Source organism: Pseudomonas helvetica, from assembly GCF_039908645.1.
In the GTDB taxonomy this organism is placed as follows: domain Bacteria; phylum Pseudomonadota; class Gammaproteobacteria; order Pseudomonadales; family Pseudomonadaceae; genus Aquipseudomonas; species Aquipseudomonas helvetica.
Genome location: NZ_CP150917.1, coordinates 5,098,119 through 5,111,167, shown reverse-complemented (window position 1 = coordinate 5,111,167; position 13,049 = coordinate 5,098,119). Strand labels below are relative to the sequence as shown.

Annotated in this window: 10 protein-coding genes; 7 read left to right on the top strand and 3 right to left on the bottom strand. The window is 59.6% G+C overall.

What is annotated here, in order from left to right:
- Positions 1-9: 9 nt before the first annotated feature.
- From AABM55_RS23680 to AABM55_RS23665, 4 genes are all read left to right on the top strand, one after another.
- Positions 10-1,314, top strand: a complete 1,305-nt coding sequence (locus AABM55_RS23680) for a homoserine dehydrogenase (protein ID WP_054593847.1) — start codon at positions 10-12, stop codon at positions 1,312-1,314.
- A gap of 66 nt (positions 1,315-1,380) precedes the next feature.
- A complete protein-coding gene (gene thrC / locus AABM55_RS23675) occupies positions 1,381-2,790 on the top strand; it encodes a threonine synthase (RefSeq protein ID WP_347927915.1) in 1,410 nt (469 codons plus the stop codon).
- A 119-nt stretch (positions 2,791-2,909) separates the two neighbouring features.
- Positions 2,910-4,253 (top strand): transporter substrate-binding domain-containing protein, encoded by a 1,344-nt coding sequence (locus tag AABM55_RS23670; protein WP_347927914.1) that lies wholly within the window; start codon positions 2,910-2,912, stop codon positions 4,251-4,253.
- Positions 4,254-4,437: 184 nt separating this feature from the next.
- The gene (locus AABM55_RS23665) at positions 4,438-4,725 is read left to right on the top strand and encodes a DUF3509 domain-containing protein (protein WP_054598172.1); all 288 of its coding nucleotides are present in this window, start codon (positions 4,438-4,440) and stop codon (positions 4,723-4,725) included.
- Positions 4,726-4,892: 167 nt separating this feature from the next.
- Here the strand turns inward: AABM55_RS23665 and AABM55_RS23660 are convergent, their stop codons facing one another.
- Together AABM55_RS23660 and AABM55_RS23655 are read right to left on the bottom strand one after the other, a co-directional pair.
- Complete coding sequence (locus AABM55_RS23660; RefSeq protein ID WP_347927913.1) at positions 4,893-5,846, bottom strand: TIGR02285 family protein; 954 nt, start codon at positions 5,844-5,846, stop codon at positions 4,893-4,895.
- Positions 5,800-6,999: a CaiB/BaiF CoA-transferase family protein gene (locus tag AABM55_RS23655; protein WP_054593843.1), complete on the bottom strand. Its 1,200-nt coding sequence runs from the start codon at positions 6,997-6,999 to the stop codon at positions 5,800-5,802. Before AABM55_RS23655 ends, AABM55_RS23660 begins: the two co-directional genes overlap by 47 nt.
- Positions 7,000-7,148: 149 nt before the next feature.
- On the opposite strand from AABM55_RS23655, the gene AABM55_RS23650 reads away from it, so the two are divergent.
- From AABM55_RS23650 to AABM55_RS23640, 3 genes are all read left to right on the top strand, one after another.
- Positions 7,149-7,691 carry a YaeQ family protein gene (locus AABM55_RS23650; protein ID WP_054593842.1) on the top strand — a complete coding sequence of 181 codons (543 nt, stop codon included), beginning with the start codon at positions 7,149-7,151 and terminating at the stop codon, positions 7,689-7,691.
- A gap of 66 nt (positions 7,692-7,757) precedes the next feature.
- Positions 7,758-9,467: a single-stranded-DNA-specific exonuclease RecJ gene (gene recJ / locus AABM55_RS23645; protein WP_054593841.1), complete on the top strand. Its 1,710-nt coding sequence runs from the start codon at positions 7,758-7,760 to the stop codon at positions 9,465-9,467.
- Between the two features lie 378 nt (positions 9,468-9,845).
- The gene (locus AABM55_RS23640) at positions 9,846-10,952 is read left to right on the top strand and encodes an NADH:flavin oxidoreductase/NADH oxidase (RefSeq protein WP_054593840.1); all 1,107 of its coding nucleotides are present in this window, start codon (positions 9,846-9,848) and stop codon (positions 10,950-10,952) included.
- 186 nt (positions 10,953-11,138) lie between these two features.
- Here AABM55_RS23640 and AABM55_RS23635 read toward each other — a convergent pair whose 3' ends face one another.
- The gene (locus tag AABM55_RS23635) at positions 11,139-12,773 is read right to left on the bottom strand and encodes a glucan biosynthesis protein D (RefSeq protein WP_054593839.1); all 1,635 of its coding nucleotides are present in this window, start codon (positions 12,771-12,773) and stop codon (positions 11,139-11,141) included.
- Between the last annotated feature and the right edge of the window lie 276 nt (positions 12,774-13,049).

Below are 13,049 nucleotides of genomic sequence, written 5' to 3'. Positions count from 1 at the left end.
GAGTTCACAGTGAAACCGGTCAAAGTAGGCATCTGTGGGTTAGGGACCGTCGGTGGCGGTACCTTCAACGTACTTCAGCGCAACGCCGAGGAAATTGCTCGTCGTGCCGGGCGTGGAATCGAAGTGGCACAAATTGCCATGCGCACGCCAAAGCCTCAGTTCCAGACGACCGGTATTGCGATTACCAACGATGTCTTCGAAGTGGCCACGAACCCTGAGATCGACATCGTTATAGAGCTGATGGGCGGCTATACCGTTGCCCGCGAGCTGGTACTCAAAGCCATCGAGAATGGCAAGCATGTGGTCACCGCGAACAAGGCACTGATCGCCGTTCACGGTAATGAAATTTTCGCCAAGGCCCGCGAGAAAGGCGTGATCGTGGCGTTCGAGGCAGCGGTAGCCGGTGGCATTCCGGTGATCAAGGCGATTCGTGAAGGCCTATCGGCCAACCGCATCAACTGGGTCGCCGGGATTATCAACGGCACTGGCAACTTCATCCTCACCGAAATGCGTGAGAAAGGCCGGACCTTCGAAGACGTGCTCGCCGAGGCGCAAGCGCTGGGTTACGCCGAGGCCGATCCAACCTTCGACGTCGAAGGCATCGACGCGGCGCACAAGCTGACGATCCTGGCATCGATCGCGTTCGGTATCCCGCTGCAATTCGACAAGGCCTACACCGAAGGCATCACCAAGCTGACCACCGCTGACGTGAACTACGCCGAAGCGCTGGGCTATCGCATCAAGCACCTGGGCGTGGCGCGTAGCACCGCTGCCGGCATCGAACTGCGTGTGCACCCGACGCTGATCCCGGCCGATCGCCTGATCGCCAACGTCAACGGCGTGATGAACGCGGTGATGGTCAACGGCGACGCTGCCGGTTCGACCCTGTTCTACGGGGCGGGCGCCGGTATGGAACCGACCGCTTCGTCGGTCATCGCCGACCTGGTGGATGTGGTTCGCGCCATGACCAGCGACCCGGAAAACCGCGTACCGCACCTGGCTTTCCAGCCGGATTCGCTGTCGGCCCACCCGATCCTGCCGATCGAAGCCTGCGAAAGCGCCTACTACCTGCGCATCCAGGCCAAGGATCATCCGGGCGTGCTGGCTCAGGTCGCGAGCATTCTGTCGCAGCGTGGTATCAACATCGAATCGATCATGCAAAAGGAAGTCGAAGAACACGACGGCCTGGTGCCAATGATCCTGCTGACCCACCGTGTGCAGGAACAGCGTATGAACGATGCGATCGCCGCCCTCGAGGCCCTGGCCGACGTGGTCGGTCCGGTGGTGCGGATCCGCGTCGAGCACCTGAACTAAGTCGTTATTGTTCACCGGGCTCGTGCGCGAGCCCGGGTTTGCGAACTCTGAATAGTGGAGCCAGTCATGCGTTATATCAGTACCCGCGGCCAGGCACCGGCCCTGAATTTCGAAGACGTGCTGCTGGCCGGTCTGGCCAGTGACGGCGGCCTGTACGTGCCGGAAAACCTGCCACGTTTCACCCAGGAGGAAATTGCTTCCTGGGCCGGCCTGCCGTATCACGAGCTGGCTTTCCGGGTGATGCGCCCGTTTGTTACCGGCAGCATCCCGGATGCCGACTTCAAGAAAATCCTCGAAGAAACGTACGGCGTGTTCTCTCACAGCGCCGTGGCACCGTTGCGTCAGCTGAACAGCAACGAATGGGTGCTGGAGCTGTTTCACGGCCCGACCCTGGCGTTCAAGGACTTCGCCCTGCAATTGCTCGGTCGTCTGCTCGACTACGTGCTGGAAAAACGCGGTGAGCGCGTAGTGATTGTCGGCGCCACTTCGGGCGATACCGGTTCGGCCGCCATCGAAGGCTGCAAGCACTGCGAAAACGTCGACATCTTTATCCTGCACCCGCACAACCGCGTGTCCGAAGTGCAGCGTCGGCAGATGACCACGATCTTCGGCGAGAACATCCACAACATCGCCATCGAAGGCAACTTCGATGACTGCCAGGAAATGGTCAAGGCGAGCTTCGCCGACCAGAGCTTCCTCAAAGGCACGCGCCTGGTGGCGGTGAACTCGATCAACTGGGCGCGGATCATGGCCCAGATCGTCTACTACTTCCACGCAGCCCTGCAGTTGGGCGGCCCGGCGCGCTCGGTGTCGTTCTCGGTGCCAACCGGCAACTTCGGCGACATCTTCGCCGGTTACCTGGCACGCAACATGGGCCTGCCGATCAATCAGTTGATCGTCGCCACCAACCGCAACGACATCCTGCACCGCTTCATGAGCGGCAATCAGTACGTCAAGGAAACCCTGCACGCCACGCTGTCGCCATCGATGGACATCATGGTCTCGTCGAACTTCGAGCGCCTGCTGTTCGACCTGCACGGTCGCAATGGTGCGGCGATTGCCGGCCTGATGGACACCTTCAAGCAAGGTGGCGGTTTCAGCGTAGAGCAAGAGCGCTGGACCGAAGCGCGCAAACTGTTCGACTCGCTGGCCGTGGATGACGCGCAAACCTGCGAGACCATCGCTGAAGTCTTCGAACAAACCGGTGAGCTGCTCGATCCGCATACCGCCATCGGCGTCAGGGCTGCGCGTGAATGCCGTCGTAGCCTGGATATTCCGATGGTGATTCTGGGAACGGCCCATCCGGTCAAATTCCCTGAAGCCGTCGAAAAAGCCGGCGTAGGAAAAGCGCTTGAACTGCCTGCCCATCTTTCTGATTTGTTTGAGCGAGATGAGCGCTGCACAGTTTTGCCAAACGACCTGAAAGCCGTGCAGGCCTTTGTCAGTCAGCATGGCAACCGCGGTAAGCCACTCTGACAGGATTTACCTGTCACATTTTGAAGCCCGTCTCCTGACGGGCTTTCTCATTTCTGCATGGCACACTTGTCGTCGTTTCGCCCCTCAAGGATGGGTGAGTGGACGTGAAGGAAGTAGGCATGTGGTTTTTTAATGGATTAAAGCCGGCTTTGTGCTGGGTGTTTTTATTGAGTGCCATGGGGCTTGGGCATTGTGCATTGGCGGCTCAACTCGGTGCTTTGGACGTAAGGTCTGCCGACAGTCATGACGGTCTCAAGCTTGAGGCTCACGAGCTCAAATGGATAGCCGAGCACCGGCGAGTGATCGTCGGGTCGGTGCAGTTCCCGTTGTACTTGTTCAAGGATGAGCACGGTCAATGGAGCGGTCTGAACAACGACATTCTCCAACGTCTTTCGCGGATGACCGGGCTGGAGTTTGTTCATGAAGAGTCGTTCTCGACCGAACACCTGCTCGGACTGCTGGAAAGTGGCAAGGCAGACATGAACACGACACTGTCGGTGAACGATGAACGCAAAGGCTTTCTGGATTTCAGCCATGCCTTTGGCGGGGCTGGCTGGGTGTTCGTCGGGCGGGCCGGAGCTGCTTCGGTCGATTCGTTAGAGGACCTTTCGGGCAAGGTTCTGGCGCTACCGGCCAGGCATGCGCTGGAGGCCGGCATCCGCCGTGACTATCCACAGATCGAGCTGCGCTCGGTGAAAACCTACGCCGAGGCACGCGCCCTGGTCGAAAGCGGCGAAGCCGACGTCACTATTGAAAATGAAACGGGCGCCCACCTGTACCCTGCAGGCCGGCTGGCGATCGGCCCAAGTATCGAAGGTATGTGGGAGGCCGACCATCTCGCCCTGCGCAAAGGGCAGCCACAGCTGTTGAGCATTCTCAACAAGGCGCTCGAGGCTTTTCCTCCGGCAGAGTTGCGAGCCATTCGTTCCAAGTGGCTCAGCGGCGTAGTGCCCAGTCAGCCACCCTCGCTGTGGCAGCGGTTTTACCAGTGGGGTTGCTGGGGAGTATTTTTCGCGAGTTTGTTTGGGCTGATTTCACTGCTGTGGAACCAGCGGCTGAGCATGCAGATCAAGCAGCGACTGAAAGCCGAGCAAGGGCTTGGTGATCAATTGGCGTTCCAGCATGCCTTGATGGATGCCATGCCCGATCCGGTGTTTGTACGGGATCTGGAGGGGCGGTTGATCATGTGCAACAAGAGCTATGAAGAGCATTTGTCGACCCGCTTCGACCAGATGCAGGGAAAACGCCTGACAGAGGTCGACGTTTTGCCTGCCTCGACGGCCGAGCTTCTGCACGCGGAAATCATGGATCAACTCAGCAGTCGGAAAAACCGGTTTACCGAGCGCCAACTGACGTTCAACAGTGGTGTAAGGGATATTTATCAGTGGACGGTGCCGTTCTATAGCGCCGAAGGTTTGCTGCGAGGTGTCGTGGGCGGCTGGACCGATACCCATGGTCGGTAGCGTTATGTGCCTGGCTGACGCTGTTAACCTGCTGTTTTTTTCTTGTCATCTTTCCCATGCATGCTCTGAAGACTCAGGGTAAAAGCGACATACCGTCAGTCGAGTTCAGAACTTTCTTCTCGGGCCAGTGGTCATTTATCACGCCCTTGGCACTTTGTTTTCGGACTATTGAATGGTGATCGAGATGGAAAGTATCAGCCTATTGCTGGGTGAGGCATTGAGCCCGTATCAGGTAACACTGACCCCGTCAGGTACCCATGGCGAATGCCTGGTGACATTGAAGAGTACTGCTGGCGCTATCGTGGTTGAGCGTGAGTTCAATCAGGCGCAGTTCACGGATAAACGGTTGCTGACGGATGTTGTCGACGGATTGCACCGCGACGTGTTGATCGCCGAGGGACGGCTGGAACCCAGCGTGATTGCGGCTCTGCGCAATGTTGCGCAAGACAAACGTCTGGCTGGCAGAAGCTGATTTGTTTTTTGCGGGAACCTTCGCGCAATCAGGTTAGTCAGACCCTGTATCAACAAGAGCGAGCATTGTGCTCCGGTGCTTGTCGCTTGTTGGGCGGGTCTTTGTAGGCCACGTTTAACCCCGAGTCGTCTCCCCACTTCTCGGGGTTTCTTTTGCCTGGCGTTTGGTCAGGGTGTCTCATTCTGGAAAAACCTCTTGGCATCTTCCAGGTACTCGCTGCGCATTTTCGGGTCGAGCCATTGGGCGTAAAACTCGACCAGCCTGGTCTGCCCCGATCCGCGCAATATTTTGTTGATGTGAGCGATGGCCTGACGGCCCTGCTCGGTATCCGAGCAAGCAATATGAGTCGACTGGTACTTGTCCGTGCCGCGAATCGGGAAAAACTCCAGTTCATCGGGCGAGATTCCTTGCTGTTGCGCCTGATAACGAATTTCCGACCAGTACCCCAGCAGGGCGGTCAAACGACCCAGGCGCTGCATTTGCAGCAGACTGCCAAGAGCATCGTTACCGTAATGGGCTGCCAGGCTGTTGCTCGGTGCCTGTTGCAGCAGGCGGTCAACGACCTGGCCGTAACTGCGTTCGGCGACCACTCCCAGTTTCTTGTCCTGATGCGCCAGCAGTCGCTCCAGATCAATGCTGTTGCCGATGATGAAGGGCGCAAGCGCTTCGCGGTCCGCATGGCGTATCACAATGCCGTTGCCAGGGACTCGATAGGCCGCGATGGAGTAGACGATCCGTTTTGCCCGTTCCGCGCTCCAGAGCAGCGAAGGGTCGCAGGTGAAGCTGGGTTCCAGGAGCATTTGCATGCCGCGCGCGCGGTTGACCTGAAAGGTTGTGTGTTGGTACTCGGGCATGCTGGCGATCAATTGCGGTAAATACCGGTCGATCACGCCCTGGTTTTTTTGTGGCCCTTCGACAATCGTCAGCGGCGGCAGATCGCGTAGCAACCAGATCAACGTGTCCTTGGCTTGAGCGGCCGAGGGGATTGCCAGCAGGCATGCTAGCGTTGTGCCGAAACCCAGCACACGCAGGTACTGCGCCGCGCCTCTGCGAATGGCTGACAACCCCTGCAGTTTAGATAGCCCCATCTGCACGCAGTTGCGCGATCTGTTCCACGTCATAGCCAAGCTCGCTCAACACCTGCACGTTATGTTCACCGAGCTGCGCGCCAACCCATTCGCAAGCGCCCGGTGTTTCCGAGAGTTTCGGCACGATGCCCGGCATCTTGAAGTCTTTTCCATCGGGCAGCTTGGCTTGCAGGAACATTTCCCGGGCAAGAAATTGCGGGTCGCTGAACATGTCTTCGGCGCTGAAGATCCGACTGGCCGGCACTTCGGCCTGGTTCAACTGCTCGATCACCGCATCCAGCGGCAACGAACTGACCCAGCGATCAATGACCCCATACAGTTCATCACGACGGCTATCGCGGCCATCGTTGCTGGCAAGCGCTGGATCGTTGGCCAGGTCGTCGCGGCCAATGGTCTGCATGAAGCGCTTGAAGATCGCATCGCCATTGGCGCCAATCTGCACGTGCTTGCCGTCGGCGCTGGTGTGGATGGAGGAGGGCGTGATGCCGGGCATGATGTTGCCGGTGCGCTCGCGGATAAACCCGAATACATCGAATTCCGGGACCATGCTTTCCATCATGGCGAAGATCGCTTCATACAACGCCACGTCCACCACTTGCCCCTGACCACCGTTGACCTCACGGTGACGCAAGGCCATCAGCGCACCGATCACGCCCCAGAGCGCGGCAATCGAGTCACCGATGGAGATCCCGGTACGCACCGGCGGTCGATCCTCGAACCCGGTGATATAACGCAAACCGCCCATGGACTCACCCACCGCGCCAAAGCCCGGTTGATCCTTCATCGGCCCGGTTTGGCCAAAGCCCGATAGACGGACCATCACCAGTTTCGGGTTCAGCGCATGCAGCACCTCCCAGCCCAGGCCGAGTTTTTCCAGCACGCCGGGGCGGAAGTTTTCGATCAGGATGTCGGCTTCGCCGAGCAATTGCTTGAGGATTGCCAGGCCGTCGGGGTGCTTGAGGTTCAGCGTCAGGGACTTCTTGTTGCGCGCCTGGACGAACCACCACAGCGAAGTGCCCTCGTAGAGTTTGCGCCACTTGCGCAACGGGTCACCGCCGTCCGGAGATTCGATCTTGATCACTTCGGCGCCGAACTCGGCACAAATACGCGAGGCGAAAGGGCCGGCGATCAAAGTGCCGAGTTCGATGATTTTCAGGCCGGCAAGGGGTTTGGCGGTGAGCGGCATGGTCAATCCTGTAGGACAAAGGCTGAGCGAGTAGATCGTTTTATCATAGGCCGGAGCTCATCGCCCACGCTTGATGGCCGTCATGATTCGTTGATTGACCCCGGCATCGGTTAGACTTGCCGCCTTTCCTCGTATCAAGAAGCCCGTTCATGGCCCAGCCGTCCACGACCTACAAGTTTGAACTGAACCTTACCGACCTCGACCGCAGCGTGTACGAGAGCGTCAAGCAAACCATCGCCCGCCACCCTTCGGAAACCGAAGAGCGCATGACTGTGCGGCTGTTGGCCTACGCCCTCTGGTACAACGAGCAGCTGTCTTTTGGTCGTGGTCTGTCGGAAGTGGACGAGCCGGCCCTGTGGGAAAAGAGCCTGGATGACCGCGTTCTGCACTGGATCGAAGTCGGCCAGCCAGATGCCGATCGCCTGACCTGGTGCTCGCGTCGTACCGAACGCACCAGCCTGTTGGCTTACGGCAGCCTGCGCGTTTGGGAAGGCAAAGTGGTGCCAGCAGTCAAAAACCTGAAAAACGTCAACATTGCCGCGGTGCCTCAGGAAGTTCTGGAAACCCTGGCCAAGGACATGCCCCGCGTTATCAAGTGGGACGTGATGATCAGCGAAGGGACGATCTTCGTCACCGACGACCGTGGTCAACACGAAGTCCAGCTGCAATGGTTGGCCGGCGAGCGCGGCTGATTTTTCGCTGCAGGATCGCATCATCCGGTTTTATCCTACGTATTCAAGAGAAGCACCTGTCACCTCATGCGCATCGAACCTCGCCTATTGCCTGACACCCTGCCATTCCTCGGTGATATTCCACCCCTGCTAACCCGTTTATACGCGGCGCGGGGCGTGCAGTCTGAGGCGGAACTGGACAAGAGCCTGGCGCGCTTGATCCCGTATCAACAGCTCAAGGGTATCGAGGCGGCGGTGGACTTGCTGGTGGTGGCACTGGAGCAGCGTCAGCGGATTCTGATCGTTGGCGACTTCGATGCCGATGGCGCCACTGCGAGTACCGTTGGCCTGTTGGGACTGCGTCTGCTGGGCGCGGCCCACGTCGATTATCTGGTGCCCAACCGCTTCGAGTACGGCTACGGCCTGACCCCGGAAATCGTCGCGGTGGCGTTGCAGCGCGAGCCGCAGTTGCTGATCACCGTGGACAACGGCATTTCCAGCGTCGAGGGCGTGGCGGCGGCGAAACAGGCCGGGCTCAAGGTCCTGGTCACCGATCACCACTTGCCCGGTGACGAGCTGCCGTTGGCCGATGCCATCGTCAATCCGAACCAGCCCGGTTGTGAGTTCCCAAGCAAGGCGCTGGCCGGGGTCGGGGTGATTTTTTATGTGCTGATGGCGTTGCGTGCACGCTTGCGCAGCCTGGGCTGGTACGAGAGCAGGCCGCAGCCGAACATCGGCGAATTGCTGGATCTGGTGGCGCTGGGCAGCGTCGCCGACGTGGTGCCACTGGATGCCAACAACCGGATCCTGGTGCATCAGGGCCTGGAGCGGATTCGCGCCGGCCGGGCTCGGCCGGGCATCAAGGCGATTCTCGAAGTGGCCAAGCGTGATCACTCGCGTATCACCTCGACCGATCTGGGGTTCATCCTCGGCCCGCGCCTGAACGCGGCGGGGCGTCTGGACGACATGAGCCTGGGCATCGAGTGCCTGCTGACCGAAGACGTGGCACTGGCCCGTGAAATGGCCGCGCAACTCGATGGGATGAATCAGGACCGCAAATCCATCGAGCAGGGCATGCAGCGCGAAGCGTTGGCCCAGCTCAAGGACTTGCCGCTGGAGTCGATGCCGTTCGGCTTGTGCCTGTTCGATGCCGAGTGGCACCAGGGTGTCATCGGAATCCTTGCTTCGCGTATGAAAGAGCGCTATTTCCGTCCGACTATTGCCTTTGCCGATGCAGGCGACGGCATGCTCAAGGGCTCGGGACGTTCCGTGCAGGGCTTTCACATTCGTGACGCCTTGAGTGTGGTGGCGGCGCAACATCCGACGCTGATCAGCAAGTACGGTGGTCACGCCATGGCGGCGGGCCTGACGTTACCGGAAGCGAACTTTCCATTGTTCGCCGAAGCTTTCGACGCTGAAGTTCGCCGGCAAATGCGTGAAGAGGACCTGACCGGGCGTTTGCTGTCGGACGGCACCCTGGCAGTCGAAGAGTTTCACCTGGAACTGGCCCGCGCCTTGCGCCATGCCGGTCCTTGGGGCCAACACTTCCCGGAGCCGCTGTTTCACGGGGTGTTCCAGTTGGTCGAGCAGCGAGTGGTCGGTGAACGCCACCTCAAGGTAGTGCTGAAAAGCGAATGTGGTTCGGTGAAGCTCGACGGTATTGCGTTTGGCATCGACCGCGACGTCTGGCCGAACCCGACCATTCGCTGGGTCGAACTGGCCTACAAGCTCGACGTCAACGAGTTCCGTGGCCAGGAAACCGTCCAGCTAATGATTGCCCACATCGAACCGCGCTGAGCCCGGTTCCAGCAGAAATTTCAATGGGGCCTTTGTGGCGAGGGAGCTTGCTCCCGCTGGGGCGCGGAGCGGCCCTAAGTGCGTTTTGTCTGACGCATTTCGGTGAATAGTTTTACGACTGCTGCGCGCGAACGCGGACCGGCCGACGGGAGCAAGCTCCCTCGCCACAGGTTTGATGTTGCGCTCAAACTATGTGCTTTCATTTCTTGAACCCTCCCTGATCCCCCGATGTCGACTAGGCTCTAATCACTGCTTGATTGGCCTTGTGACGTTTTGTCCATTTTTTACCCGCGGGGGCGGGTGCCGCATCCTTTCCTGTCACTCGTCGACTATTCAAACAGAACCCTGGAGCCTGCCCACTGATTTGAGAGGTGCCCCATGAGTCTGCTGCTTGAACCGTATACCCTTCGCCAATTGACCCTGCTCAACCGCATCGCGGTGTCGCCGATGTGCCAATACTCCAGCGTCGATGGACTGGCCAATGACTGGCACCTGGTCCACCTCGGTAGCCGTGCCGTGGGTGGGGCCGGCCTGATATTTACCGAAGCCACGGCAGTCACCGCCGAGGGTCGGATCACCGCTCAGGACCTGGGCCTGTGGAACGATGAACAGATCGAACCACTGCAACGCATCACCCGCTTTATCACCGCCCAAGGCGCCGTTGCCGGTATTCAACTGGCCCACGCCGGACGCAAGGCCAGCACCCACCGGCCGTGGCTGGGCAAACATGGCAGTGTCAAACCGGCGGATGGCGGCTGGACCCCGGTCGGCCCCTCGCCGATTGCCTTCGACCCTCAACACACGCCCCCCACACCACTGACCGAGGCGCAGATCGCCGAGGTGATTCAGGCGTTCGTCGAGTCGGCCAAGCGTGCACTGACCGCAGGCTTCAAAGTGGTTGAAGTGCACGCGGCTCATGGCTATCTGCTGCATCAATTTCTGTCGCCGTTGAGCAATCAGCGCCGTGATCAGTACGGCGGGTCTTTCGAAAACCGCATTCGTCTGGTGCTGGAAGTGACCGAGGCGGTACGCGCGGTCTGGCCTGAAGAGTTGCCCTTGTTCGTTCGGGTATCGGCCACCGATTGGGTCGAAGATGGCTGGAACCCGGATGAAACCGTAGAGTTGGCGCGGCGCTTGAAAGCGTTGGGGGTCGATCTGATCGACGTGTCATCAGGCGGCACTGCGGCGAATGCGGAGATCCCGACCGGGCCGGGTTATCAGACGCGGTTTGCCGAGCGTGTGCGCAAGGAGTCAGGGATTGCCACCGGCACCGTCGGATTGATTACCGAACCTGCGCAAGCCGAACACATTCTGCGCACCTGTCAGGCCGACATCATCCTGCTGGCTCGCGAACTGTTGCGCGATCCCTATTGGCCACTGCACGCCGACGATGACCTGGGCGGACGCAAGGCCATCTGGCCGGCGCAGTATCAACGGGCGACGAGCCGCGATCAGCCGATTCATGAGTCGGATTTGCGGGACTGAGTGAAGCTGCAAAAACCAAAAGCCCCGGTTGTTTGGCCGGGGCTTGCTTGTCTGGCGGAAATTTTTATCGGCTTTACTGGCCTCATCGCGAGCAAGCTCAGCTCCTACGGGGGAGCGGGGTCGACGAGGTAGATTCCGTAGGAGCAAGGCTTGCCCGCGATGGGGCCCGTCCAGACGCCACTTATCTTATGACGCCGCCCAATCCGGGTACTTGCGCTTGTCCGGTGCTGGCGGGAAATACTGGTACAGCCAGGTTTCGCTCAACGTCCGGTCATGGGTGCGGATGAACAAGCGCAGTTCCACCGGCGCCACGCTGTCATCGGTCGGGACCCAGTCAAAGGTGATTCGATAGCCTTTGATGTCATCCAGCGCCAGCACATTGAAATCCTTGACCTGACCGCTCGACGCCGTGACCACCGGTTCGATGCCGGTGCCTTCAGGCAAGCGATCCAGTCCGCCGCCGGTGAAGTCGACCGCAAAACGCCGCGCCCAGACTTTCGGATAGTGCTCGCCGGGGGCCCAGCCTTCGACGAAACCGCCCATGCCCGAACGCGTGGCATTGACCCGTGCCAACGGCGTGCCCACCGGCGGCAGGGCGCTCCAGTAGAGCTTGTAGCCGTAGCTCAGCGAGTCGCCTGCGGCCACCGGTTTTTTCGGGGTCCAGAAGGCCACGATGTTGTCCAGGGTTTCGCCTGTGGTCGGGATTTCCAACAGGTCGACAGAGCCTTCGCCCCAGGCGGTGGTCGGCTCGACCCACAGGCTCGGGCGCTTGCTGTACCAATCGACGGTGTCCTGATAGCTGTCGAACTCATGGTCGGTCTGCACCAGTCCAAAGCCTTTCGGGTCCGTGTCGGCGAAGGCGTTGAATTGCAGGGTCGCCGGGTTATTCAGCGGGCGGCAGATCCATTCGCCATTACCACGCCACATCGCCAGCCGATCCGAGTCGTGGATCTGCGGGTGAAGGGTGTCGCACATGCGCCGCTCGTGAGTGCCGCAACTGAACATGCTGGTCATCGGCGCGATACCGAGTTGCTCAATGGCCGTGCGCGCGTTGACGTGTGCATCAATGGCCATCACCACCTGATTGGCCTGGCAGTCGATGTCAAAGCGGTAGGCACCGGTGGCACTCGGTGAGTCGAGCAGGGCATAGACCACGAAACGGGTGCTGTCCTTGTCCGGGGTTTCGAACCAGAACTTGGTGAAGTCCGGAAATTCTTCGCGCTTCTTCGCGTAGGTGTCGATCGCCAGGCCACGGGCCGACAAACCGTACTGGCCGGTGTTATCCACCGCACGGAAGTAGCTGGCGCCGAGGAACGACACCACGTCATGTTTATCCAGCTCCGGGGCCTTGAACAGCTTGAACCCGGCAAAGCCCAGGTCGCCCTTGAGCTGCGCGGTATCGACGCCGCTGTTCTGGTAATTGAACAGGGACGGGTGGAAATGCACCTCCCGCGCTTGACGGGTCTTGGGGTCGACGCTGTACATGCGCACCGGTTGCTTGAAGCCCATGCCGACGTGGAAGAACTGCACGTCGAGTTGCCCGTTCAAGTCATTCCACAGCGAATGTCTGGCGTCGTACTGAATCGCGTTGAACTGCTGCGGCGTCATGTTCGCCAGCGTCGGCGGCAACACCTGCTTGGTGTCGGCATAACCACTGCTGGCCAGTTGCTTGGCTTGTGCCTGCAACGCCTCGAAGTCGAAGGTCTGGGCCTCGCCGTCGGCCGTCCCGGCCCAGGCCCGTGCGGCCAGCAATCCAGTGGCCGAAAGGCCGGTGTAGGCAGCGATGGCCATGGAGGCTTTGAGCAAATTCCTGCGGTGCATAGGACAACCTGTGGTGGACGATCCCGCGGCGTTCCTGGCTGCGATACGGATCAAAATGTGTGGTTCGGACAAGCCTTCGGCCAAACGCGTCGGATTCTAAACAGATGCCCAATAAGATAAAGCGTTCGAAATAACTCGAAAATGATTAGTGTGCGTTTCCTGGAAAATTCCCACAGGCCGTGCCAGGGCTGCGTGTTACTTGCAACGCCAGACGTGCAATTGTATGAGCTGGCCCTCCGAGGATATTCAGCTGTCGTTCAAACCGACTTAGTGTTT